General features: G+C 41.5%; 24 protein-coding genes. 9 read left to right on the top strand and 15 right to left on the bottom strand.

Annotated features, from left to right (window positions below; translation table 11 throughout):
* Positions 1-47 precede the first annotated feature (47 nt).
* Entirely contained in the window at positions 48-350 is a 303-nt protein-coding gene (locus tag ACXAHI_RS12860; RefSeq protein WP_474848411.1) for a hypothetical protein, read from the bottom strand.
* Between the two features lie 71 nt (positions 351-421).
* Positions 422-1132 carry a class I SAM-dependent methyltransferase gene (locus ACXAHI_RS12855; protein ID WP_474848409.1) on the bottom strand — a complete coding sequence of 237 codons (711 nt, stop codon included), beginning with the start codon at positions 1130-1132 and terminating at the stop codon, positions 422-424.
* Positions 1133-1258: 126 nt separating this feature from the next.
* Between ACXAHI_RS12855 and ACXAHI_RS12850 the strand changes: the two genes are divergently transcribed.
* Positions 1259-1561: an MTH1187 family thiamine-binding protein gene (locus tag ACXAHI_RS12850; protein ID WP_474848407.1), complete on the top strand. Its 303-nt coding sequence runs from the start codon at positions 1259-1261 to the stop codon at positions 1559-1561.
* Between the two features lie 369 nt (positions 1562-1930).
* Here ACXAHI_RS12850 and ACXAHI_RS12845 read toward each other — a convergent pair whose 3' ends face one another.
* A complete protein-coding gene (locus ACXAHI_RS12845) occupies positions 1931-2098 on the bottom strand; it encodes a hypothetical protein (protein WP_270180761.1) in 168 nt (55 codons plus the stop codon).
* 284 nt (positions 2099-2382) lie between these two features.
* Here ACXAHI_RS12845 and spxA point away from each other — a divergent pair, with 284 nt between their 5' ends.
* The 5 genes from spxA (at position 2383) to ACXAHI_RS12820 (ending at position 4702) form a co-directional block, all read left to right on the top strand.
* A complete protein-coding gene (gene spxA, locus ACXAHI_RS12840; protein ID WP_474848405.1) occupies positions 2383-2775 on the top strand; it encodes a transcriptional regulator SpxA in 393 nt (130 codons plus the stop codon).
* 105 nt (positions 2776-2880) lie between these two features.
* Entirely contained in the window at positions 2881-3297 is a 417-nt protein-coding gene (locus tag ACXAHI_RS12835; RefSeq protein ID WP_474848403.1) for a universal stress protein, read from the top strand.
* 188 nt (positions 3298-3485) lie between these two features.
* Positions 3486-3941 carry a LytTR family DNA-binding domain-containing protein gene (locus tag ACXAHI_RS12830; protein ID WP_474848401.1) on the top strand — a complete coding sequence of 152 codons (456 nt, stop codon included), beginning with the start codon at positions 3486-3488 and terminating at the stop codon, positions 3939-3941.
* Complete coding sequence (locus ACXAHI_RS12825; RefSeq protein WP_474848399.1) at positions 3942-4355, top strand: DUF3021 domain-containing protein; 414 nt, start codon at positions 3942-3944, stop codon at positions 4353-4355. It abuts the gene before it with no gap.
* Between the two features lie 116 nt (positions 4356-4471).
* A complete protein-coding gene (locus ACXAHI_RS12820) occupies positions 4472-4702 on the top strand; it encodes a hypothetical protein (RefSeq protein ID WP_474832706.1) in 231 nt (76 codons plus the stop codon).
* A 94-nt stretch (positions 4703-4796) separates the two neighbouring features.
* On the opposite strand, the gene ACXAHI_RS12815 is transcribed toward ACXAHI_RS12820, so the two are convergent.
* The 5 genes from ACXAHI_RS12815 to ACXAHI_RS12795 all read right to left on the bottom strand — a co-directional run bounded on the left by ACXAHI_RS12815 (position 4797) and on the right by ACXAHI_RS12795 (position 7750).
* Positions 4797-5327 carry a small multi-drug export protein gene (locus tag ACXAHI_RS12815; protein WP_474848397.1) on the bottom strand — a complete coding sequence of 177 codons (531 nt, stop codon included), beginning with the start codon at positions 5325-5327 and terminating at the stop codon, positions 4797-4799.
* 122 nt (positions 5328-5449) lie between these two features.
* Entirely contained in the window at positions 5450-5950 is a 501-nt protein-coding gene (locus ACXAHI_RS12810) for an AAA family ATPase (protein ID WP_474848395.1), read from the bottom strand.
* Between the two features lie 15 nt (positions 5951-5965).
* On the bottom strand, positions 5966-6136 hold the full coding sequence (locus ACXAHI_RS12805; RefSeq protein ID WP_474848393.1) for a hypothetical protein: 171 nt from the start codon (positions 6134-6136) through the stop codon (positions 5966-5968).
* Between the two features lie 109 nt (positions 6137-6245).
* A complete protein-coding gene (locus ACXAHI_RS12800) occupies positions 6246-6965 on the bottom strand; it encodes a class I SAM-dependent DNA methyltransferase (RefSeq protein ID WP_474848391.1) in 720 nt (239 codons plus the stop codon).
* A 14-nt stretch (positions 6966-6979) separates the two neighbouring features.
* Complete coding sequence (locus ACXAHI_RS12795) at positions 6980-7750, bottom strand: class I SAM-dependent methyltransferase (RefSeq protein WP_474848389.1); 771 nt, start codon at positions 7748-7750, stop codon at positions 6980-6982.
* Between the two features lie 253 nt (positions 7751-8003).
* On the opposite strand from ACXAHI_RS12795, the gene ACXAHI_RS12790 reads away from it, so the two are divergent.
* Together ACXAHI_RS12790 and ACXAHI_RS12785 are read left to right on the top strand one after the other, a co-directional pair.
* Positions 8004-11225, top strand: coding sequence for a M36 family metallopeptidase (locus ACXAHI_RS12790; protein WP_474848387.1), 3222 nt, complete (start codon positions 8004-8006; stop codon positions 11223-11225).
* 373 nt (positions 11226-11598) lie between these two features.
* Positions 11599-12390 carry a CPBP family intramembrane glutamic endopeptidase gene (locus ACXAHI_RS12785; protein WP_474848385.1) on the top strand — a complete coding sequence of 264 codons (792 nt, stop codon included), beginning with the start codon at positions 11599-11601 and terminating at the stop codon, positions 12388-12390.
* Between the two features lie 51 nt (positions 12391-12441).
* Here ACXAHI_RS12785 and ACXAHI_RS12780 read toward each other — a convergent pair whose 3' ends face one another.
* From ACXAHI_RS12780 to ACXAHI_RS12750, 7 genes are all read right to left on the bottom strand, one after another.
* Positions 12442-13401 carry a TIGR03943 family putative permease subunit gene (locus ACXAHI_RS12780; RefSeq protein ID WP_474848383.1) on the bottom strand — a complete coding sequence of 320 codons (960 nt, stop codon included), beginning with the start codon at positions 13399-13401 and terminating at the stop codon, positions 12442-12444.
* A gap of 18 nt (positions 13402-13419) precedes the next feature.
* Complete coding sequence (locus ACXAHI_RS12775) at positions 13420-14430, bottom strand: permease (RefSeq protein ID WP_474848381.1); 1011 nt, start codon at positions 14428-14430, stop codon at positions 13420-13422.
* A gap of 4 nt (positions 14431-14434) precedes the next feature.
* Positions 14435-15370: a CobW family GTP-binding protein gene (locus ACXAHI_RS12770; RefSeq protein ID WP_474848379.1), complete on the bottom strand. Its 936-nt coding sequence runs from the start codon at positions 15368-15370 to the stop codon at positions 14435-14437.
* 388 nt (positions 15371-15758) lie between these two features.
* Positions 15759-17174, bottom strand: coding sequence for a DUF2254 domain-containing protein (locus ACXAHI_RS12765; RefSeq protein WP_474848377.1), 1416 nt, complete (start codon positions 17172-17174; stop codon positions 15759-15761).
* 148 nt (positions 17175-17322) lie between these two features.
* Positions 17323-19782, bottom strand: a complete 2460-nt coding sequence (locus tag ACXAHI_RS12760; RefSeq protein WP_474848375.1) for a S8 family serine peptidase — start codon at positions 19780-19782, stop codon at positions 17323-17325.
* A gap of 177 nt (positions 19783-19959) precedes the next feature.
* The gene (locus ACXAHI_RS12755) at positions 19960-20598 is read right to left on the bottom strand and encodes a response regulator (protein WP_474813842.1); all 639 of its coding nucleotides are present in this window, start codon (positions 20596-20598) and stop codon (positions 19960-19962) included.
* Complete coding sequence (locus ACXAHI_RS12750) at positions 20573-22420, bottom strand: GAF domain-containing sensor histidine kinase (protein ID WP_474848373.1); 1848 nt, start codon at positions 22418-22420, stop codon at positions 20573-20575. Before ACXAHI_RS12750 ends, ACXAHI_RS12755 begins: the two co-directional genes overlap by 26 nt.
* A 347-nt stretch (positions 22421-22767) precedes the next feature.
* Here ACXAHI_RS12750 and ACXAHI_RS12745 point away from each other — a divergent pair, with 347 nt between their 5' ends.
* A complete protein-coding gene (locus ACXAHI_RS12745; RefSeq protein WP_474848371.1) occupies positions 22768-24366 on the top strand; it encodes an ATP-binding protein in 1599 nt (532 codons plus the stop codon).
* The last annotated feature ends 13 nt before the right edge of the window (positions 24367-24379 follow it).

Below are 24379 nucleotides of genomic sequence, written 5' to 3'. Positions count from 1 at the left end.
ATTGTTAACGTTCATAGTGTGAACAAATCGGTAGCGTTTTAAACGGTTCACCCTTTCCGAGCCGGCTTAAGAATCGTTCGCTGTAACGGAACTCCCCCCATGCTGACGTTTCGATCAATAAAAACGTATTCTTTTCCATCGATTATAAAAGTTCGGTAGCTCGTATACTCTACCTCACGTCCCTCAGCTTTTAGCTCATTCGTAATCGCTTTTATGTACTCATTGAAGTCCGTATATCGCTCATCAAAATCAATTTGAATATGATCTTTTCGGTAACCCATGAGAAAGTTAAATCCCATCAACACTAAAATGAAGACAGGAATCATTAGTAAGATCATCCAAAGCTCCATACAACGTCCCTCCTCTTCTCTTACTTTATTTACGTATTACGAAGGGGAGACGTTTCACCTTCCGTTCAGAATCAACGGTCTTTACGTGCTTTGACGATAAGAAAATGAGGGTTCGTCATGAGATATTCATATGATTTTGGTTCTTTTTCTTTCATGATTTTTGCTGGCTTCGGTTCGATGAGCTTATTAAGAGTGAAGTGGCTTGTCACGACGTTTACAATATCCTGCATCGCTCTTCGATAAAACGTTACGTCGATCGTAACTTCTGGCTTTTCCCATGTATCGGTAAGAAGCATCGTCTCAAAATAATCGTTCACGTTAAATCTGGTAAAGTCCATAAAGGGATGATGAACAGAAAAGATGAGTTCTCCTCCTGGCTTTAACACTCTTTTGAATTCAGCAAAAACAGCGTCCCAGTCTTTTACGTAATGAAGGGTTAACGAACTCACAATAAGATCGAACGACTCGTCTTTAAATGGAAGGCTTTTCGTAAGATCATGTACAATAAAGTCAGCGTTTTCTCCCACTCTCCGTTTGGCCGCTTGAATCATTTTTTCACTAATATCGATCCCCGTAACGGTAGCTCCCCGCCCAACAAACTGTTCTGCATACCATCCTGCTGAACATCCTGCATCAAGTACGTTCATACCGGTAAGACTTTCTTTAATCTCGCTCATTACTCCTGGTCGTTCGTAATACGCGTTGTATGAAGACCCTTCATCTGTACTCTTTTCATATGTACGAGCTAATTTGTTATATGTCTCTTCAATCGATTGATTCATGGACGTAATCCCCCTTTTTATCGTGGTTCGTTAGTACTTTTGGACGGAAAACACTCAATAATGTTTCGTTTTCGCTCGATTCGTCAATGTCATGTATATAACCTCATGATAAGGAGGAGATTGAACATGGCATTATTAGAAATAAGCGTAACTCCAATCGGCACAAGTCAAACCAGTATGAGTCAGTTTGTAACGGATGCAGTAAGGTTAGCTGAAAAAGAAGGCTTTACTTATCATCTTAGCCCAACCTCCACCGTTTTTGAAGGGAACGTCGATGAGCTATTTGAGCTAGCAAGAGATATCCACACGCAGGCTCTAAAAAGTGGCTCTGATAGAGTCATCACCAACATTAAGATCGAGGACCGCGAGGATAAACCCCTTAACATCGATAGTCAAATCAACGAAGTGAAAACTGCATTAGGATCATAATAAGAGAGAGCTGGGTGATCCAGCTCTCTTTGCTTGGTGAAGAACCAAGAATACTGTGGTCCTTATAACGTAGTAGTTTGAATTCCTCTTACTTTCCTTTGAACAAAGGGTCCCATCCTCGAACCAACCTTCCCAATGATCATGCTATCATGATTTCTCCCCATCATTTTGAGTTGTTTTTTCTTGAACTAACCAGTATAACGCAGATTGGAGTGGAAGGATGCTCGACTCCTGCGGAATAAGCGGGACAGGTGAGATTCCAGAGGAGCGCAAATCACTCCTATTCCGTGAGCAATAAACCGCTCTCTTCTTCTTGATCTAAGAACTTTCCATTTTAAAATAAAAAAGAATGGTAGCTTTATCAAGCTATCATCCTTTTGAATTGCTATATTGAATTTTTCCAGACTCTTTATACTGAGCAAGTTCGAGCTTCAACTGTTTCTGTGTGCGTTTCTTATCTACATTTAAGAATATAGCTGATACAGTAATAAAGCCTACTGTTAATAATAAAATTTGCAATGTTAATTCGATTGTCATGATCTATTTCTCTCCTTCAATCGTTATCTAGTTATAGTACCGATGTGCTGGTAATCATATTTTTACCCGCTTATCACACTCCCTAAACACCAGCGAATTTTATCGACTAGTTTTCATCGATCGACGAAAGGAAACAGAAAAGGAGAAGCGAATAGTGATAGTGATGAACGAATTTTAAGAAAGCATTACCTTTAAGGGTGTAAGGTAGCTTACAGTAATCGAAGGAATGAATGTCGTACGCTGTACACAGATCAATGTATAAATCCATTTTGGAGGTTAATGACATGATCACACTTTATACATCGCCAAGCTGCACCTCGTGCAGAAAAGCGAAAGCGTGGCTAGAAGAGCACGATCTTCCTTATGAACAGCGCAATATTTTCTCTAAGCCGCTCAACGAGGAAGAAATCAAGTCGATCATCAGAATGACAGAAAAGGGAACAGAAGAAATAATATCCAAACGTTCAAAAGCATATGTCGCTCTAGAACAAGAACTCGACGAACTCTCTCTACAAGAGCTATATAGCTTGATAAAAGAAAACCCCGGCATCTTAAAACGACCTATTTTGCTCGATAAAAAACGCCTACAAGTAGGCTTCCACGAAGATGAAATAAGAAGTTTTCTCCCTAGGAAAATACGAGCATTTCAGCTAGAGCAAATTCTTCAGCAAGCATAAAAGCAGGCACACTCGCCTGCTTTTTTTTTGCACGATTAACCTCATTTTCAAATGGGTATAGGTATTAGATGGAACAATACTATTAATTTTGGAGGCAGTCTGGCTATGTACAAGAAGATTATGCTGGCATCCGATGGATCTGAAGACTCTCTTACAGCAGCAGAGGAAGCGATCAAGTTAGCAAAGCTAGCGGATGCACAGGTCGACGTCATCTATGTGGTTGACGGGGACACATCCAAACATGATGTTCTACGAAACTGGGATTCTCTCGGTATAAAAGAAGAACGTAAAGACAAGCTTCGTGCCGTCGAACAGAAGGCCGTAGAAGCGAATTTAACATATGAAATCAACATGCTTAGAGGAGATCCTTCTGTGACACTCGTTAAGTATGCGGAAGAAAACGAAGTCGATCTCATCGTGATGGGAACAAGGGGCTTGAACGTCTTACAAGAAATGGTGCTAGGAAGTGTCAGTCATCAAGTGATACAAAAAGCAAGCTGCCCTGTTCTCGTCGTAAAATAAACCTTTGCTATAACAAAAACAGCCTGGAGGCGTGATGCGATTCCAGGCTGTTTTTTATTCGCAACACACCCCCTCATTTCTGCAACTTATCCAGACGTACCTACCTCTTATCTTATAACTGATGACTTCCAGTATTTCCAGTTTTATACTAACCTTAAGAAAGCCACAAACCAAAGGATGAGTTACAAATGAAAGTCTTACTCGACGTCGACCGTAAGCACGAAGAAACGAGTGTTACCATTCACTGCAGTGAGATGGACGATTCTATTAAAGATATCCTAGATTATCTTAATGAAAAGAAAACAGATCTTCTTGTTGGGAAAATGGGAGAACAACAGCACTTAATTAAACCCAAAAACGTTCATACCTTTCATTCTGAAGGTGATGCTGTCATTGCCACAACTTCAGATGGTCAATTCAAATTAAAAGAAAAGTTATACGAGTTAGAAGAACTTCTCCCATCGAACAAATTTATCCGGCTTTCGAAATCGGTACTCGCTAACCTTTATAAGATCAGTCATTTTGAACCTTCGTTCAACGGAACCCTCTCAGTTCACTTTCAATCTGGCAGAAAAGAATACGCTTCAAGACATTATGTAGGCAAAATAAAAGAAGTTTTAAAAATGAACAGGAGGAACAACTAAATGAAAACATTTTTATTCAGAAGTTGTATCGGAATATTCTTTGGAGGATTTCTAGCCGTCTTATTCACGTACGCTGTGATCTTCTTTGGTGACCAAACAACGCTCGACTCAAGTCTTTTTGTGAAGAACTCGTTAGGTTCCATCTTCTGTGGATGGTTATTTACCGTCTCCCCCCTCTATTTTGAATGGCACTCATTAAAGCTGTCACAGCAAACAGCGCTACACTTTTTGACCGTTATGATTTTCTATTTTATCCTAGCCTATGGAATCGGCTGGCTTCCACAAGGTTTAGCGAATATCGTACTCTTCATCGCAATCGCACTTGTGATTTATGCAATCTCATGGATTGGGTTTTATCTATACTTTAAGAACGAGTCGAAAAAAATGAATGATGACTTGCAGCATATTAAGTAATCGAAACTCTGCGACCGTCTTATTCTTTTATATACCCCTTTAGTCGAAATAGGAGGATTTGTTAGGATAAGGTGAAAGTGCAACTATATTCGTTTAATCAACTTAGAGGTGAACACATGAATCTCATATTTGGGATGGTTGTCATACTCATCGTCTTGCTTTCGTTATCGATCCTGTTGTTTAAATTTAACAAAGAAGATTTTATAAATCGGTACGAAAGCGGTGGCGGGAGCCTTTATACGGATACCATCGTTTACGTATTAAAATTCTTACCTTGGCCGATTGTCCAGACGTTCTTTATTCTTTCTGGCATCGCAATAATAGCGGGGGTATTGGTAACGCTATAGGATATAACCTAAGAAGGGGGACCCATCCGTTGTGGGTCCCCCTTCTTTATAGAATAGCTTAAGTATCGATTTGTGCATTTAATATAATAAAAAACTAGTTTTGAAACATGCGAATCAGCACACCATTTTCTTCAACATCTGGCATAAAGAACGTCACGCCATAGCTTGTGCCTACAGCCATAACCGCTGTCCAAAAAACTAAACTGATCATCATCCAGCTTGTAACTTTCCTCCTATTTGAACCGAAGCTCATCCCCATGAACGCTGAGATGTGAGACCCGACAAAAAAAGGACCGATCAGTGTTAATCCAGGTAAACCATACTTATCAAAGAGCATCTTTGCTCGCTTCCCTTTTTTCGACTCTTCCATTCCTTCACCATTCGCTTCGATGGACTCGTCTTGTGTACCTTCTCTCATGCGTTTTTGTTTTCGCTTCCCCATCCAACTCTTTACTTTATCGACAAAGACAATCAACAGAACGACTGTTAGTGCATTTCCTAATAGAGCAAGTATCGCTGTTGGGACCGGAGATAAACCTCCGATAATCGCTAGTGGAATGACCGCAACAAGTTCAAACAGCGGAACCGCTGCCAGAATAAACACCAATAGATACGAAATAAACATTATTTCCATTCTCCTTTTTAATTCTTTGTGATATCAAATCGCTCGATCCCTAACGCACTCACCTGCTTTGTTAAAGGGAAACTTCGTATCCAGGTATACCTGTGCTTTCCGCGAGCGTTGTTTCAGCCTTTCGTTTCTTCGCAATGTGTGAGGATTACATCAACGACGTGCTCGATCGGTTCGGTTGAGTTTATCATCACTCCGTTTTTTGGGATGTCTTCCTTTGTACTATGCAGCCGCATAATCAGCTTCCGTTCCGCATTTTGGCCACCAAACTCCTGCTCCGAACGTTCAAGAAGCCGCTTCTTCAGTGTAACGCTGTCGACCTCAAGGACGAACACCTCGTCAAACAGGTCTATGAATTTCGAGAAGTTCCTAGATCCACCGCAGAAAAATGTTGCTTCCTCATCTTTTTTCTCAATCAGTGCTTTAACTCGATCCACATTCCAAATGTGGTTCTCATGCGCAGCGGTATCCGTTCGTTCACCTGTATCAGGATCCCCTTGATAAGCTAGTTCACGATCACCATGAATGGCATGGTAACCTCTTCGCTGCAACTCGTTACACACGGTCGTTTTACCTGTGCAGGAAACGCCTTCGATCAAATAATTTCTAACACCCATGACAACACTCTCCGTTTATACCGGCGGACCGTTACCGTCATTAGCTCGATCAAGAATATGAGCACTTTCACTCGTCTGCCTGTCTGACTTGGTAGGTTTCTTCATTCCAAAGATCTTCTCGAGTGCAAAGCCTAGAATGACTAATAATGCGATTGAACCCCACATGATGATTCCAATTAACGTCATCGTACCGCCTCCTGTAAAAAACTCTCTACCTACTGTACGATTGGAGAACTAAAAAGTTTCAGAGATAGCATAAAGAAAAAGCTAGCGCTGATTCACTAGCTTCTTCTTTTCACACACATGAAAATAAGAGGAACAATGGAATCTTCCTTCTTCTCTCATACTCTTCTTCGTCTGCAAAGTTTTCTTTAATCGGCGTTGCTTCCCTCAAGTTTTCTACGACGAATCCAGCGTGCTGCAACAACATAAAATACTCTTCAATCGTACGATGATATTTCACTACATGTTCACCGATCCATGGTTCTACCCTTTTTCCACTTACAAAATAGTCATCAACAATCCAATTCGATCGCTTTCCATTCTTCATGCTTTCAAACGATGCGGTAAGCAGAGGATGCTGTACGCTAAATACGAACTTCCCATCCTCTTTTAACGTACGCTTTACCTTCTTAAGTACATCTTCTAAATCTTCTATATAGTGAAGAACTAACTGAGAGACAACGGTATCATAAGCAGCGACAGGATAATCAAAATCTTGAAGACTAGAATGTATTGCCTGGCCATTCGTCCCGTTCAGGTTTTGTGAAGCTCGTTCGATCATATTGGCAGAACCGTCTATGCCAGTGTAGTCATCGCACTCGCTAAGCAGGTTACCAAGAGATGCATCTCCACACCCGAGGTCCAAGATTCGTTTTCCTTTTACAGAACCGAGAAGCTTTAACAAAGCAGGTGTCTCGATCAAGTCATTCGGACTTTCTTTACGATGTCTTCTTTTCATATAGTTGTCGTAAAATGTTTGATTATCGTAAACTGATGAATTTGTATATTCCATTTCTTCCTCCGATGTTAGGTAGATTGTTTGATCGCCTTCGTTGCGATGAACGTTTTGATATAGTTATCGATCAGCCTAGTTCCTCCAAAGTCATCTTCATAAAATCCTGCGATCATAAGCCCAGCATCGATTTGTCCTTGGATTTGATCTTCTAACGTATGACCGAACTCTAGCGTTTCATTCCCTGCATCTCGCTCTTTCGCTTTCATTTCTTCGACCGATGAAAAAGGTATCGAGTTTTGAACATCTAGAATCCCATTCTCCTCTTGTTCATCATCAAAAAGGTATAACACAGGATTTGTAAAACCTGAGATCAGCGTTCCGTTCGTTTTTAACACTCTCGCAGCTTCTTTCCAGACAGGTAACACATCTTCCACGAATACATTTGAAACGGGGTGTACGATGATATCGAATCTTTCATCATCGAAAAAGTTCAGATCTGACATGTCCCCTTTGATTGTCTTGATCGATAAATCGTCCCTTTCTGCTACAAAGCGATCCTGCTCAAGCTGCTTTTCAGACATATCGACCACTGTAACTTCTGCGCCAGCAGCAGCAAGTAGTGGTGCTTGTTGACCTCCGCCTCCAGCGAGGCATAGAACGCTAAGTCCTTTAAGTGTAGGTGGAAACCAATGTCTAGGTACAGGTTTTTCGGTTGTAACGCTGATCGCCCAGTCACCACGTCGAGCGTTCTCAACTTGGTCATGGCTCACGTATTTCGTGTACCGACTTCCCTGTTTTACTTTTTCATCCCATGCTTTACTGTTGTGTTGACTAATTTTCATAAGTGCCATCCCTCGTTTTCTAGTAATACGAATTTCCACCCTACTTCTTCTAGATTCCCTCAACAATTCCCTTTTACAAAGATCGTCTTCCATCCTACCTATTTCCTATACTCCTTTCGTTGTATTCCCTTCTAGTGCCAACAAACCAACCTTATAGGCTCTTGTCAGTAAAGCGCACATTTTGTAGAGGTAACCTTGATAGACTGATAGAAATTCGTATTCATGCTACTAAGATAGGGAGGAAATTTAAGTTATGAATAAGCGCAAATTAGTTTCAATGCTAGGGGTAGGGGTAATGGCTGGCTCGCTTTTTACAACGAGTGGAGCAAGTGCTTCTAACGTTACAGGTCCGATCGTTGAGAGAAGTGTAACGGACCATGAACACCATTCCTCTCTGATGGACGTTCGAAATGTTTTGAACGATGTGATGCCTACTGCTCAACAGCTGAGTGCTGCTGACTCGTTCATCAATACAGCTGGTACTGGAACAAAAATCAAATGGAACTCACTTTTTGGAACACCATCCATGATCATGAAGGAACAAGGCTACCTAACAGAAGCTTCGAACAAGAATGCTGAAACGATCGCGCGTGATTGGTTAAAAGAAAACGCAGCGATGTTCGGACTTTCTACTTCTGACATCGACAGTCTAAACGTAACGCGTAACTATGCGATGAAAGGAACGGGGCTGCAGCCTGTTACGTTTCAGCAAACCTTTGACGGCATCGAGTCCGTGTATGGAGGACGTGTGATCGTCGCAGTGAACAAAGAAGGAAAGATCCTTTCCGTAACAGGTAACATGAGTCGTGCAAAAACGTTATCGGACACGTTTGAGCTATCATCAGCTGAAGCGTTGAGTAAAGCAATCTCATTTGAAAATGCCTCCCTTTCTTTCACACCGGAATTAACTGAAACAAAAAACGGCTGGGATGTGTTTGACGGAGCTTCGGTTCTTCCTACCGTTCAACGTGTGAAGAAAGCAACGTTTATTACAGAAGATGGCGTTCGTCCTGCCTACCGCGTTCTTTTCATCGAGGAACTCGACAAAGGTCATGAGATCGTTGTAGACGCAGCGACGGGAGAACAGCTCTACAAACGCTCTCTTGTTGATCATGTAGCAGATCCTGAAGGACTCATCTTCGAAAACTATCCAGGTTCAGCGAAAGGCGGCTCACAGGTCGTTAAATCATTTAAAGGTGATCCAAAAGCCTCTCCAAATGGATGGTTGATTCCAGGAAGCCCTCTTGGCGTTACGACATTCGGGAACAACGCAAACTCCTACGCCAACTGGAGTAACTTCCTAGTCCCTGCCGACCAGGCCGTTCGCCCAGTTGCTCCGTTAGGTGAATTCAGTTTTACGTTCAAAGATTCGTGGCGTGAGACGAATGGACAGACCGTTCCTCCTTCGTATGCGGACGATGTGAACAGCGCATCAACAAACTTGTTCTACCACCATAACCTTTTTCATGATTACTTTTATAACCTTGGCTGGGTAGAAGAAGCAGGTAACCTGCAGGCTTCGAACTTCGGAAAAGGTGGACTTGGCGGCGATGCGATTCTTGGCCTCGTTCAAGCTGGCGCTGCTTCAGGCGGTGCCCCAACTTATACTGGTCGTGACAATGCGTACATGCTGACGCTTCCTGACGGTATACCTGCATGGAGCGGCATGTTCCTATGGGAGCCAATCCCAGGAGCGTTTGAAGGAAACTATGCTGACGGCGACTTCGATGCTGGAATCATCTATCACGAATACTCTCACGCGTTATCAAATCGTCTCGTCGCTGGTGGAGAAGCACTCGGCAGTCACCAATCAGGCTCGATGGGTGAAGGCTGGGGTGACTGGTACGGCATGCACTACCTCATCAAAAACGGACTTCAAGATAAGCCAGTCGTCGGTGCTTACGTAACTGGAAACGAAGAACGCGGAATCCGCAGCTATGCACTCGATGATGCTCCTTATAACTATGGTGATATCGGCTATGATATCGTTGGTCCTGAAGTACACTCTGATGGCGACATCTGGGCAGCAATTCTTTGGCAGATGAGGGAAGAATTGATCAATCAGTTTGGAAAAGAAGAAGGCGAATCGATCGCTGAACACCTTGTCATGGATGCGATGCCGATATCTGTACCTGAGCCTTCTATGGAGGAAATGCGAACAGCTATTATCGCTGCAGACTTTGAACGCTATGATGGAAAGCATTATGATGCACTTTGGACTGCTTTTGCTCAGCGTGGACTTGGCTCTGACGCTTTCTCTAACGGAGGTGACGACACAGATCCGATCCCTGCATTCAATCATCCTGATGGAGAGAGAAACGGTCAGCTCGTTGGTCAAGTTATCAATGCGTCTACAAAACAGCCGATCGAGGATGCTCGCATTATGATTGGGGAATTTGAAGCGAGAACGACCCCTGTCTCTGTGACAGAAAGTACAGGCGGTTTCGCAGAGTATGTAGTGGAAGGAACGTATGACATCACCATCCAGGCACGCGGATACGGCTCTCGTACGATTCGAGACGTGAAGATCGAACCAGGTAAGATCAATAATTTAAAATTCAAGCTGGCACCAAACGTTGCTTCGTCCTTTAATGGCGCTACTGTTACGGACGTATCCGGTGAATCTGATAGCAATCCTGTTAAACTAGCGATCGATGATACAGAAGCAAGCGTCTATGCATCCGACACCCAGGAAAATGGTTTCAAAGGCTCAGACTTCATCGTAGACCTTGCTGGTGACGAAGCGGTCGATGTTTCTCATATTCAGGTGAGCGCAGCTAAGGATGTTTCAAAAGGACGCTTTGCCACACTGAAAAACTTTTCCGTTCAAACATCGATGGATGGTAAGAACTGGACCACCGTTGTAAAAGAGAAATTTACAGCTCAAGATCCTAGACCAACAATCGCAGACTTACACTACAAAGGCTTTGACCTTGATCAGCCGGTTAAAGCTAAATACTTAAAGTTTATCGCACATGATTCTCAAGATAACTCGAAAGGGTATGTTCAAGTTGCTGAAATTCAAGCATTTGCTACGAAAAAAGCAAAGATTGAACCCGTAACAGTTGCACCTGAAGAGCCTTTTGTTGCGGAAGGGACCGTACAAGCTGGTAACGCTGGAACAGGAATCGGCAGCCTGGCCGGCGTCCCTGCTACCCTCGCAGTTACAGAAAACGAGTTTGTTACTACCCAAAACCCAGAGCCAACCTCTCAAGGTTCAGATGGGTACGTCGTTACCCTTCCAGAACAGTATGGTGATGGTATTCATAACTTTACGTTAGAAGGTGGAAGCACTGCTGCTGACTATGATTTTGACGTATTCTTCTACAACAAGAACTTCGAACAAATCGGTGGAGTAGCAACATCAGGTGCCAACGAATCTGGCGTCATCCCCGGTGGCACAAAGTATGTTTATGTAGGACTCTATTCAGGCGCTAACGTCCCGTTTACGTTAACTGCTTCTAGTCCTTATTAATGAAAAAGAGGCTGGGACAAAATCAACATACATGAAGGAAATCGCGAATGTTGAATGGTAAAGAGTAAGACCTTAGCGTAGCCAACATACGTAGACTCCTGCGGGAACAGCACGAGTCCGAAGGCCCCGCAGGAAAGCGTTTTTTGCTTTCTGAGGAGACTGAGGCCGTGCCCGCGGAAAGCGAAGTATGTTGGCGAAGCGGCGGTTTCCTATCTGTAATTACAAAAGACCCGATCTAATTCAAATGAATTGTTCGGGTCTTTCTCATGGTTATATGCTTATGTCCCAGCCTCTTTTTTTTATTTAATTCGAAAAATATAAACTCATTCCAAGATATATCATATAAAATGGGCTTAAGAAAGGAGTCTAGTAGATGCATAAAAAAGACATATACGTATCATTGATCCTATCATCGCATTGCCTAGTCGCAGGTTTTTTTGTGGTCCCTTACCAACTTGAGACGTTAAAAACAACCATGCCTGAACAACATGCTGAACTAATAAGCACGCTTCCTTTTCCAGTCAGCGTTTTATCATTGATCACAGCCATTCAACTTTTCATCGTATCCTTCATTTTAGCTTTTCTAGGAATGAAACTTGCGAAAAGAACCGGCTTATCGCTCAAGCTTCTTCCTGGATTAGTTAATAAGCAAAAAGTCAGCCTCCATACGAGGTCGCTGCTACTGTCATTGCTATTTGGTTTGATCACTGCATTTGTAATTTCAACAGGAGATCGATTCTATTTTCAATCTCACATCCCTGCACTGAGTGACTACACACCTTCTTTTTCACCACTTGGTTTATTTGTTGGCGTGATGTATGGAGGAATTTTTGAAGAAATTTTAATGAGATTATTTCTGATGTCTTTCCTAGTTTGGATCATAAACAAAGCGTTCAATCGTAAGAAGGAGATCATCCCTGCCACCACTTACGTCATTGCAATTATAATCGCATCTGCTTTGTTTGCAGCAGGACATCTCCCTGCAACCCAACTGATGCTAGGTGATTTAACACCACTTTTAACGTTTAGAAGCTTTTTACTCAACGGAATCGGTGGCCTTTTCTTTGGGTATTTGTATTGGAAGAAAGGGTTTGAATATGCGGTGTTCGGACATATGTTCAGTCATATCACCCTTCAATTGTTATTCATTCCGATCTATTATTAAGCGTGGTGAAGGGCAAAGGCTTAACGATGCATAAGCCTTTGCTAATTCCCATTAATACGGGTAAACATATGGATCTTTTGGTGCATCGATTCTCTCCATTTGATCTGGTTTTAGGAGCATCATCTTTTGGCCGTTAAAAGACGTCTCTTCAATCGTGCCAGTCACCTCTACCCACGTATCCGTTTCAAGCGCAGCAATTTTATCTCCCTCAACCATCGTTCCATACACATTGGCATCAGCAACACAGCAGTTCATCCCAAACCTTGCTAAAACGACTTGATTATCTTCAAAATCTGGTTCTCGATAGATAAACCCTTTAATCGTCAATGTTTTCCCAATAAATTGCTCGAGGTTAAGGTCGATTGTTGTAATAACATCAAGATAATTTTTATCGGTCACGTTGATATGGGCCTTCTTCGAATATTTTTCTGCCAGCTCATCATACTTACTATGATCCATCGAATATCCGACCATTTCATCTGACGGTTCATTCGCTTCGCTCTTCACTCGTTCATCCATTTCTTCTAAATAGCCTTCAGGGTCATCTAGATACGCATCGACATCTTGAATATTATCCGAGTTTTCTTCAGCTACAGCTGAACTTCCTGGTGGCTTCGTGTACAAACCTCCTCCATATTGAATTCCTCTATTTGCAGCGACAGAGCTATCGATCACTTTCTGAGGAAGTCCTAATCCACCTACGATTGGTAGGATGAATAACAAATAGATGATCGTCTTCCGAACGAACGACCCTTTCATTTGATGATCCGCACCACAGTTACAATCGATTTCCTCTGCAAGATTTGATGACAAGCTTTTGAAGAACTGAAAGATCCCGATAAGAAAGAAACATGCTCCTCCAAAATACACAAACGGAAGCATCTTCGGGGCGATATACAACTGAATGGTTTCATTTAAGATGAACTTCATAATGAGTAGCGAAAACCCTATTAAAATAATCGCTCTTAAAAACATATGAAACTGCAATGATGCGTTATTCTCTCGTTCCAAACCTCTCTCTCCTCTCTCTTATAGTAGAAATTTATCGACCAGCATGATTGAACAAAACGTTACGATTGAAATTGTGATTGCTAGGGCTAAGACAAATTTTGTTTTAAAATATGCTAAGTACATGAATAGATTCTTTAAATCTAGCATTGGTCCATAAACAAGAAATGCAAGTAATGACGTACTAGAAAACTGATTTGAGAATGAGGAAGCTACAAATGCATCTGCTTCTGAACATAGAGATAGGATGAACGCGAATCCCATCATGATCGCAGTTGAACCACCTTCAGTAGACGTAAGCGATGCAAGCACATTCCGATCAAGAAACCCGTTTACAACACTCGCTAAAAACGCACCAACGATCAAATATTTACCCATATCGAAGAATTCATCACTAGCATGATAAAGAGTTTGTTTCCACTTGCTTCTCTTCATCGTCGTTGTATAGCTTGTCCTTCCAATAAGCTCTTCTTTTGTCCATCTTAATTGATTTGTATTCTTAAAAAGTTGATACATGACAAACCCAATCACAATCGACAGAACAAAGCCAAGCCCCATTCGCAAGTAAAGAATCGTAAGGTCATGCTGAAAAGCGTAATACGTAGATGCGGCTACAATTGGGTTTAGAATCGGAGCAGCCATAAGCAGAACAACACCGAATTGAAGCGGCATCCCCTTTTTGATCAATCTTCTTACTACGGGAATAATCGCACATTCACAAACTGGGAATACTGCTCCAAGTAGTGCTGCAGGCACCAAGCCTAAGTAAGCATGTTTAGGCAGCACCTTTTGTAGAAGTTCTTCAGATACAAACGATTGGATAAGTGCCGATACGAATACACCTAGTAGAACGAATGGAACGGCCTCCAACAGAATACTGAGAAATAAAACATTCACGTTTAACCATGTGTCAGAAACGACGATATCGAAGTAGTCGAGCACCTGGGTATTGAAAAGAAATAACGTCACGAATATGACAAACAAAAGTATCCCAACAAGATCTTTTATACCATTAACGATCCAGCTATTCACAAGCTCAGCTCCTTGTTGCTAACTCTTGTAAACTAGTATTCAATTGTTCTACGTCCAAACCGTCACCAATCAAGATGATTACGTTCGACTCTTCTCTATTCTTTATTCGTTCAAAACGTAATTTTCCCGAGGAAAACTGAATTAGAAATTGTCCAGGGGTCTCTTTAAATTCTACGATTCCTTTTCCTCTTAAGACCTCTTTCGGCAAATTTTCTACCCATTTATTTAGTTGGATACGATTCAAGGTTGGGACGTCTTCTATTTTGATCGAGCGAATCGTAGAGTGGTTATGGCGATGGTGATCCGTTTGTTGAGAATTCAAGTTTGAACGCATGTAGCGTTTCTCGAATAGTTCCTCACTATCAATTTCTCCAAAGGATGTTTGAAATACCGGTACATCTTGTTTCACAATGCCGTTGATTTTCTTCTCGACTTTTGAAAGTGCTCCAGGCTTTGTAAGATCAACTTTGTTAAGGATAACCATGGTCGCACAAGAGATCTGTTCATGTAGCAGTTTACGTACTTCTTTGTTACTTGAGAAGATGTTTTGGAATTCAAGAAAGCTACTCCCGTCTACTACGCTAATCATTGAATAAAGATCAAAACACTCGATGAACTCTGGACTTAGTAAAGCGTCTTCTATATCTCTTGGATTCGCAACGCCCGTCCCTTCTATTAACAGTAAATCAATCTCTTCATCTTTAAATAATCTTAGCGTTTCTTTTAAGTCATCTTGGATCGAACAGCATATACAGCCATTAAGTAACTGCTTGATGTGTTGTCCCTCAAAGTAATCTGCTTCAACATTTTTTTCTCCTAACTCATTTAAGATGATTCCTGTTTTTAACCCTTTCTCTTTACTCTCTTTAATCATATTTAGAAGAGTCGTAGTCTTCCCGCTCCCTAGGAAACCACTGATCATATACACTGGTAATGTCATTTTATGTATTCCTTTCATTTCATTGATTTTTAACTTTTAACATCATAACATGAATCGTAACGATTTTGATTTGCAAATCGAAATTGTTACGATAATATAACATACAGCACGATCAAGGGAATCGTTATTGATGGTTTCTGAAACTAGGTAATTGCTAAGCTTACTATTACTCGTAGTATCTTTAACAGCTAACGTTGGGTAAGAAAACGGTACTTCTGATACTGATAAAACTGAAAAGATTACGATTTATACAACGCTGATTCACATTGAAGATTTCACAGAGTATATCAAAGAAAAATTTATTCTATAAGGAAATGCTAGGTTTTCAAACAAACTAAAAGCTAGTGTTCATAAGAAACACTAGCTTAAGCTAATAAAAGTGATCTATTTACCGATGTCCTCCATTTTCTAAAAAGCTAAGCGAAGGCAGGTCAGCTGCACTCTTCGTACTCACTCGCTGCAACATATATTCAAGTAGGAAAAGATAGTCTTGTTGATGATCAGTGTTCTTCGCAACCTCGGATAATTGCTCAAGAATATACAAGCAGTCATTTTCATACAAGCTGTAATTATCAAATCCTAATATCGTCTGGCGGGCAAATTCCCAAAGATCATCATGCACCTCTTTATCCATCGTTTTACTCATAAGAGCAATCATTGTTAACAGCTCCGTCATAACTGTAGAGTTCTGATTAGCGTATTCACGAATGGAAGCGAAGCCCTTGTGAAGAAAATAAGGAAAGTTCTTCTGGTTTAACATGATTCGAAGTTCCTCTTCCTCATCAAAAAGATAAGGAGAGAAGTTTCTCGTCTGCCCGATCGTTTTCAATAAATCAGCGATCTGATGAATTGTATTCGTTGCTGTTAAAGGATCATTGTGACCCAACGCCTTGATCGCTACTTCAGCAAGCTTAGTCAATCCATACTCTAAATCTTGTATTTCAGTTTGCTTGACGCCTATCTCAACATACTTTAAATATCGCTCTGGATGAATCCTTTGTCCATATTCCCAATAAGTAAAGAGCGGTGTACCTTCTAATACGAACTCCCCAATTCTTACGTTGAACTTTAATAACACATTATCTTTTTTCGTGTGTTTGATCAGTCTTGAAAAGTCTGCAACTTGAAGGTAGCCAGATTGATTCGCTTTGATTATCTTGCCGTCTGTTTCAGATGGAAGAGATTCTGGTTCCTTCTCCAAATGGTATGAACGTAACTCTTTCTCAAGAGAAGCCTGAACGGACTTTGACTTGGCATTCATATTAAAGCTAATGTTATGAACCTGCATCCAAGTTGTTGTATGGTTAATAAAGTAAATAAATGTCACTGCAGCCGTAATCGCAGTTAAAATAGACAGAACCGGTGTTGCAACAATAAACTCCTCTTCTCCATGTGTAACGTATAAGAAGTTTAACAGGACATAGATAAAGCTTCCATTAAAAATACCTAGCACGTGTTGTGTCGCTCGATCGCTAACAAAGTTTACAAGCATTTTGGAAGAAAACTGTCCGCTGAACGTCGTCAGTGCGACAAGTAAGGAGTTGATTGTAAACGCACTTAAGGTCAGTACGCCGCCTACTAGCGCACTTAGAAGCACTTGCAAGGTCTGTCCGCTAAAACCGATTGCGGGTGGCAGATATAAGCTAATATCAATTACATAATCTAGATAAAAGGTAAAGATAGATAAACCGATCGCTCCGAGGATATACCAAAGGGGCATAAACCATAGCGTCGATTTCAACTCGATCTTCCGTTGACGCCTCGACATCTTAAAATATTTTTTAATATAGTATAACAATCCCATAGAATCACCAATCTGCCCTTCAAGTTTTAAATACTTCTATTTCTACCCGGGACAAAAGTGAATTAACCTGATTTTTTCATTTTTCTTTATGAAAAAAGAGTAAAACAAAAACCACGCCCCCGTTATCCGGAGTCGTGGCTTCTGTATGTTATGGCATGAGATAAGTTGCATAGAAACGGGTCATTCCTACTGCAAAGTCACCTTTCGTGACATCCTTCGCTGGTGCAAAGGAAGCCGTTACAGTTGGCTCTAAATCATATGGACCTTGAGTCACATCAAAGTATGCGTTAAGGATGTTTAGATCGAGCGCTAGCTGAACATAGCCTTTTAATTCAGTTGGTACTTCTGAAGCATCTTCAACCTGAATGCTCTCACCGTTATACTGAACAGTTATCGGCTCGTTTACTGATGCCGCTTCTTTTTCCAGACCAAGGCTTTGTACGAGAGAATAAGCAAGCTCTGCTCTTGAAACCGTCCCTTTAGGATTAAAAGCTCCATCCGCTCCAAGCATGATACCTGCGTCATCTTGATTAATATCCTTCAGTGCCGCACCTGTCGCAGTCACAGCTTCTACATAAGCAAGGTCTGTTGATTTCACATCGCTGAAATTATCTCCTGAAGCAGGCAGTGATTGCACTACGCCAGCGCCCATCATTAAGAATTTCGCAAGGTCAATTCTCTTAAGCTTACTGTCTGGATTGTAGTTCCCTCTCTTATCAGTGTCTAACAGTCTTTCAGATACACCCGATTTGATCGCTGCTTCTGCAGGGTGTCCACTAACATCATTCAACCCTTTAAATCCATTCGCTTTCTTAAAGGTTAATTCTCCATCGATCGATTCCGGAATTGCTAACCCATTTAATCCTTGCAGTTCAACTGTCCACGTCCCAGCTTCAGGTGCCGTTACTTGAACAGTACGATTTGTGTAGAGCGTGAACAAAGCTGAAATCCCTGAGCTATACTCTGTTCCGTCTGGAGACGTGAGCACAAGATTGATTGTATTTCCTGTTTCACCGAGTAAGCCCTTTGCATTTGCACGAGCCACAACTTCTGTTGTTCCTTCTTCAACTTCGAACTCATACGTATTGTCATTTGCTGCACTGTAATCGATTGTGAAAAGCTCTCGTTTCACTTCCATATCTACTGATGCATTAAATGTATTCGTAGCATTTAGAGTTTGGCCATATTCTTTCGATTGATGAAACGCCTTATCTACAGCTGCATAAGCATTCGCGTAGCCTGCGCCAACTTCCCAAGCTTCATATCCTGGCATATTCGTTGCTGTATCTTGAACGATTTGTTTTACTTCGAGTGGAGATAGTTCAGGATTTGCGTCCAAGATTAGTGCTACAATTCCTGCCATATGTGGTGCAGCCATCGATGTTCCGCTCATCGTCGTATAATATGGGAGGTATGCTGGTTCGATCATTTCTGCATCTTTATCGGCTGATAGTCCAGTCGTTGGTGAAATCACTCGAGTCGAAATGATGTCTTTTCCTGGCGTCGTGATCGTTGGCTCATCCACCCATTCGAACGTCTCGCCATCTACTGTAACTGTACCGCCTTTACCCTTCACACCTCTTGATGAAAAGTCAGCCAAATTACCCTGCTTATCCCCAGCTGCGACTGTGATCACCCATGGTGCTTTTTTGTAATTTCCAGTGATCGTTGACTCAGCGGGACCTGAGTTACCAGCAGAAAAGACTGTTACGATACCACGGTCATATAACTTTTTCGTTGCAATATTGATTGGATCTTCAGGGTCAAAATCTGTTCCTGAATCACTCGTCGCTCCCCATGAATTCGTAATCACTCGAATGTTGTATTGTGCTTGATGGGTCAACGCGTAGTCAAAACCACCAATCGTATCTAGGATTGCTAAACCAGCTCCAGAGCCATACCCGATCAAGTTCGCCCCAGGTGCCACTCCTTCATGCTTACCTGCTGATTTTGCTCCGTTTCCTCCTACGATACCTGCTACGTGAGTCCCATGCCCAGAATTATTATCTGTGTTTGGTACATCTTCAACGTATGTAACGGGAGCTAGTTCATTTAGAGAATGTAAATTCGTTGAAGCTAGTACATTTTGTACAAGATGATCACCGAACTTAATGTCACTATGCGTACCATCAACGCCACTATCGTTTACGACGACGCCAATGTCCTTACCTGATACAGGCAACCCGCCATTCGCTTGCCTCATCGCATCGTCGACTCGGACACGATCGACTCCTGTAAGTGCAGTTGAATCAGCATTCTCATATTCTAGTTTTTCATTAAAATAGATCGAACGCACTTCAGGTTGTTTCGCTAGTTCAGTAATTTGATCTGCAGTTGCGATTACCCCTGCAATCGGTAAGCTTTTAAACGATAACCCTTTTGCAATACCCAATTGGGTAAGGACATCTAACTGTGATGATGTGGGTCCCCCGTCGCCGTGAAAGGTGATGATTACCTCCAATCCTGTAAGCTGCTTCTTCATCATCTCTTGAAGCTTTGAGCCAATTGTTGCGTTAGAATCCGTTCCTGTCGCAGACGTTTGTAGCGTCGTGCCAAAAAGCGTAGAAACTACTAATAGGATCGCTAGTAATAGTGACTTTATTTTCATTTTGTTTCCTCCCATTCAGAATATTCTCTTTCTTTTATTATCCTGAATGGGGGACAAATTAGCTATTCCACTTAAGATGTAATTTCCGACCTATAAGGACTATATCCCCATAGTACCAATGGCGTAGTCATAAAAAGCCAGGTTCTCATTAAGAAAACCTGGCTTTCATGACCGTTATTATGGTAATGGCACGAGTTGATTTTGCACCGCATGGATAATCGCTTGAGAACGACTTTTCACATTGAGCTTCTTATAAATTTTACTAACATGGATTTTGACCGTTTTATCACTGATAAAAAGCTTTTCACCTATTTCTTTATTGCTCATCCCACTTACTAGACAAATCAATACTTCTTTTTCACGCTCGGTTAGCTCCGTTTGACTTTTGGATTCTTGCTTTTGATTATAGTACCCTAGTAGTTTTTTGGTTAAAGAAGGGTCGATGATCGATTCGCCTTTTGCAACCGTTCGTATTGCTTCTACTACTTGTTCAGAAGGCAGATCCTTAAGCAGATACCCATCCGCTCCTTCTCGAATGGCTGCCATAAAGTATTCGTCATGACTATGCATCGTTAAGACGAGTACTTTAACATCTGGGTAATCCTTTTTTAAAATGGCAGTCAGTTCGATGCCATTTTTGTCTGGGATGTTGATATCCATAAGCACGACATCAGGATTGCACGCCGAGAGTTGAGTCATCACTTCGTTTCCGTTCACCGCTTCACCGACTACTTTGATATCATCTTCCATTTCGAGAATGTTTTTCATACCATCCCTTAATACAGCGTGATCATCCACTAACAACACGTTGATCATCTTCCATTCCCCCCTCAAGACCTAGCTTCGGTATCGTTAATGTAATTTCCGTTCCTTCATTCTCTTTACTATCGATCTGTAACGAAGCCTCGATCTTCTCTGCTTGTTCATTCATGCTGAGTATACCGAAATGTGGATCCTTCTTTGCTTTGATCATCGCATCTAGAAGAGAAAAGCCTACACCGTTGTCTGTCATCTTCAGCAATACATGTTCTTTTTGGTAGCTTAGAAGAATCGTTACTTTTGTAGCAGCGGCATGTTTGATCGTATTCTGGACACTTTCCTGAAACGTATCGAACATAACCTTTTCCACCATAGGACTAAGTGAGATCGGTTTCCCTCTCTCTTCAAACGAAATATCGAGCTTAAAGTCCCTCTTAATTACGTCGATCCTTTTAATAATTGCCTGTTTCAAACCGACTCTCTCTGTCTCGTAAGGTCTTAAGGCATAGATCGATTCCCGGATATCCCTTAAGCTAAATCGCAATTTATCAAGGCTATCGAGAATGATTGAATGCGCTTCAGCTGGCTTCTGATAAAACTTTCGGTGTGCTGTCTCAAGCTTCATCACGGCTCCTGCTAGTGACTGTGCTACGCCATCATGGATATCACGCGCAATCCGGTTTCGTTCTTCGAGCACCGTTCGCTTCTCTTGTTCAAAGATCAGCATCCTCGTTTTGATGACAACAGCAAGCTGGTTCGCAAGCGTTGCGACAGATTGGATGTCTTCTTGCCTGAAACTTTTCGTTCTGCTTCGTGCTACTGCAAACATCCCGAGGGAGTTCCCTTCAAGAATAATCGGAGCAAAAACGAATGCATTCAATCCACTATTAAAACAGGACGGTAGCAACCCTGATTCGTGTTTTTTATTTTGGTAGACGACAAGATCTTCAATCGATTCGAATTCGGCTACTTCCTGAGCAGTTAGAGGATGATCATGTTGAACTTGTCCGTTTTTAAATCGAACGATCCACTCTCCTTCTTCCTTTACCCAAAGAACACTTGCATCGACTTCAATGAATTCATTTAAACTCGTTTTAATAGAATGAACCCAATCCTTTGTTGGCAACCATTTATTTAATTCCGTAGAGATTGCGAAAAGCGCAGTCATTCGATTTCGTTCCGTCTGAAGTCTTACGATGATCGAGCTTAGTAGTGCTAATCCAACTAACGGAGAGAAAAAGAAAAAGTAAGAAAAAACATCGATTACACCCCGGTTTTGGTTCCCGATATAAAACATGATCGCAATATAAACAATTGAAATTCCGCTACTGATGGCTTCAGATGTGAATTTTTTTCGCCATAGTTGCACGGTATAAGGCTGAGGACGGATAAGCAAGACAAGATCAACAAGAACGTTATTGATGAAGTAGAAGAACAATGTTAACGCTAAAATATAGCTAAAAGAAAAAGGCTCAAACTGAAACTGTTCCAATGCGACCTGAGCAAGAAACACCGCTCCTATTAAGCTGATGATCAATTGTGAAGGGTTAAAAAATATGATACGTAGAGGTCTTCGTTGGATGATGTTGACCACGATAATACTTAAAGCGTATGTAACGACCGCAAGGTGAAGACCTTCAAGAAGAAAGAGGGTATAGAGGAGTGGAAAACTAAGGGACGTAAACCCCTTCCATATCGCAATTGGAAAATACTCTGTAACAACTATGAAACTAGCAAGTAGGAAAAACACCCACCAATTACTTGGAGGTGACAGTTGAAACACCATCCAACCAAACGCTGCTAATCCAACAACTGATACAAAGTACATGAACCACTTCGCGTATTTTTCCTTTTTCTGAAGATGAGACGTCTGACCCATACCATTCTCCTCACTCTTTAATCTGAATTTTCTATCATATTATGATTTTACACGATTCTCATAATTAAAGAAAGGAAACCTTGCTTTACTTCAGAAAAGAACAGGAGCATAAATAAACCCGGAACTGGTCAAATGGAGAGACACCACTAACCAATCCCGGGCCAACCCGTACAGAACGGGTTTGTTAATTTCCATTATGTCAGAATGAGGCAAACCAACCTATTCCACAAAGGATATAAATGTGTTAGTACTTAAGTAGTATAGAGGACTTTTTTTGCAGGATTTTTCTTTCATCGCAGATTCCTTTACAATAAGGGTAATACAGTTCGCAAGGAAAGAGGATTATAATGAGTCATCCTATACACTACATCGAGACATCTAAATATAAATGCAGGCATGTATACGCACTAGATCCTACAACAATTCCTGTTCTAACAAACTCTCTTTCTTCAGAACAACTTAAAGAAAGACAACTAGAGTACGGACAGTCACTGTCAACGATACGAGAATTCATGCAGAAGCTGATCAGTTTCTTATCGGGAACACCGACTTATATCGTAACGACAGATGCAGAGGGGCACGTGTTGGATTCATATGGAGATGATAGCATTCAAAGGATGGTCACTACTCTCGGAATAAGGAATGGAATACAGTTTCATGAGGAAGAAGCAGGAACCAACTCTATCATTCTCGCACTGAAGTATGGTGAACCCATCCAGTTGATCGGTGATGATCATTACCATGATTGTTTCGAAAACGTTGCTTGTTTTTCTGTTCCTTTTACGATTAACAAGGGCGAAACAGCTGGAACGGTCTCGTTGATGACAAGTAAAGATCATGCGTCCGAATTTCACTTAGGGCTTCTCTCATCAGCCGTTGATTCGATCGAAAGAGAAATCAACACACAGAAACAAAATCAGGAACTACATATCAATAACCAAGTGCTGATGGAAACCACTCCGCTTGGTATCGTAATTACAAACAAAGACGGCGTGATCAGCAGCTTTAATAAGAGCGCAGAGACAATCACTGGACACGACCGTGCTTCTGCAGTAGGCGAAATGATTACGATCTTACCAGATATTTCGCCTTGCTTCTTGTATGTATTAAGAGAACAAGTACCCGTTGAAAATGTCGAAATCACATTTTCAGAGCATCATAAAACCGTACTATTTGATATCCTCCCTCTCTTTAATGATGGGATGTTAATTGGTGCATTCGGACAGTTCAAAGACGTCACTTCTTATATCGAACTTCAAAACCAGGTCGTTCAATCTGAAAAGCTTTCAGCGATTGGAAAACTGAGTGCAGGATTCGCACACGAAATACGAAACCCGCTGACCTCTATCATCGGCCTTACAAAGATTCTTGATGTTGACAAACGACAAACGAAACATATGGAGATCATTAAATCTGAGCTAGAACGAATCGATGATCTCGTCAACGAGTTCGTTCTATATGGAAAGCCAAGCGTTAGTCAAAAGAAGAATTGTGACCTTGTCACGATCATTAGTGACACTGTTAAGTTAATGAAGTGTACTGCCAAGAAACAAAAGGTGAATCTCTACTTTAAAGATCCAGGTGACCATGTACCTCTTTATATTGATCAATCACAATTCAAACAGGTGTTGATCAATCTCATCAATAACGCCATCGATGCGATGTCTGAAGGCGGAGATATTGAGATCGGCCTGACAATCCATGACTCGGAAGTTGTGATCACGATCAATGACGAAGGATGTGGCATGTCTAAAGAAGAAATTAAAAACTTCGGTGTCCCATTTTATAGCACAAAGGACAAAGGCCTAGGAATTGGTCTTTCAATCTGTTCTGATATCGTAAAATCTCACAACGGGACCATTTCGGTCGGTTCTTCTGATGAAACCGGCACATCGATTCACATTTCATTCCCATACGATGCAAAAAGAAGACCCAACATCAGTTGAGTCTTCTTTCTCT

The organism is Anaerobacillus sp. ABD4_527 (genome assembly GCF_056160805.1).
The sequence above is the reverse complement of the archived record's forward strand: the minus strand, read 5'-3'. Positions and strand labels throughout refer to the sequence as shown.

Bases quoted from the DNA above. Each gene is read 5' to 3' on its own strand.
- ACXAHI_RS12860 (WP_474848411.1), bottom strand. From the start codon at position 350: ATGGAGCTTTGGATGATCTTACTAATGATTCCTGTCTTCATTTTAGTG.
- ACXAHI_RS12855 (WP_474848409.1), bottom strand. From the start codon at position 1,132: ATGAATCAATCGATTGAAGAGACATATAACAAATTAGCTCGTACATAT.
- ACXAHI_RS12850 (WP_474848407.1), top strand. From the start codon at position 1,259: ATGGCATTATTAGAAATAAGCGTAACTCCAATCGGCACAAGTCAAACC.
- ACXAHI_RS12845 (WP_270180761.1), bottom strand. From the start codon at position 2,098: ATGACAATCGAATTAACATTGCAAATTTTATTATTAACAGTAGGCTTT.
- spxA (WP_474848405.1), top strand. From the start codon at position 2,383: ATGATCACACTTTATACATCGCCAAGCTGCACCTCGTGCAGAAAAGCG.
- ACXAHI_RS12835 (WP_474848403.1), top strand. From the start codon at position 2,881: ATGTACAAGAAGATTATGCTGGCATCCGATGGATCTGAAGACTCTCTT.
- ACXAHI_RS12830 (WP_474848401.1), top strand. From the start codon at position 3,486: ATGAAAGTCTTACTCGACGTCGACCGTAAGCACGAAGAAACGAGTGTT.
- ACXAHI_RS12825 (WP_474848399.1), top strand. From the start codon at position 3,942: ATGAAAACATTTTTATTCAGAAGTTGTATCGGAATATTCTTTGGAGGA.
- ACXAHI_RS12820 (WP_474832706.1), top strand. From the start codon at position 4,472: ATGAATCTCATATTTGGGATGGTTGTCATACTCATCGTCTTGCTTTCG.
- ACXAHI_RS12815 (WP_474848397.1), bottom strand. From the start codon at position 5,327: ATGTTTATTTCGTATCTATTGGTGTTTATTCTGGCAGCGGTTCCGCTG.
- ACXAHI_RS12810 (WP_474848395.1), bottom strand. From the start codon at position 5,950: ATGGGTGTTAGAAATTATTTGATCGAAGGCGTTTCCTGCACAGGTAAA.
- ACXAHI_RS12805 (WP_474848393.1), bottom strand. From the start codon at position 6,136: ATGACGTTAATTGGAATCATCATGTGGGGTTCAATCGCATTATTAGTC.
- ACXAHI_RS12800 (WP_474848391.1), bottom strand. From the start codon at position 6,965: ATGGAATATACAAATTCATCAGTTTACGATAATCAAACATTTTACGAC.
- ACXAHI_RS12795 (WP_474848389.1), bottom strand. From the start codon at position 7,750: ATGAAAATTAGTCAACACAACAGTAAAGCATGGGATGAAAAAGTAAAA.
- ACXAHI_RS12790 (WP_474848387.1), top strand. From the start codon at position 8,004: ATGAATAAGCGCAAATTAGTTTCAATGCTAGGGGTAGGGGTAATGGCT.
- ACXAHI_RS12785 (WP_474848385.1), top strand. From the start codon at position 11,599: ATGCATAAAAAAGACATATACGTATCATTGATCCTATCATCGCATTGC.
- ACXAHI_RS12770 (WP_474848379.1), bottom strand. From the start codon at position 15,370: ATGACATTACCAGTGTATATGATCAGTGGTTTCCTAGGGAGCGGGAAG.
- ACXAHI_RS12765 (WP_474848377.1), bottom strand. From the start codon at position 17,174: ATGGGATTGTTATACTATATTAAAAAATATTTTAAGATGTCGAGGCGT.
- ACXAHI_RS12760 (WP_474848375.1), bottom strand. From the start codon at position 19,782: ATGAAAATAAAGTCACTATTACTAGCGATCCTATTAGTAGTTTCTACG.
- ACXAHI_RS12755 (WP_474813842.1), bottom strand. From the start codon at position 20,598: ATGATCAACGTGTTGTTAGTGGATGATCACGCTGTATTAAGGGATGGT.
- ACXAHI_RS12750 (WP_474848373.1), bottom strand. From the start codon at position 22,420: ATGGGTCAGACGTCTCATCTTCAGAAAAAGGAAAAATACGCGAAGTGG.
- ACXAHI_RS12745 (WP_474848371.1), top strand. From the start codon at position 22,768: ATGAGTCATCCTATACACTACATCGAGACATCTAAATATAAATGCAGG.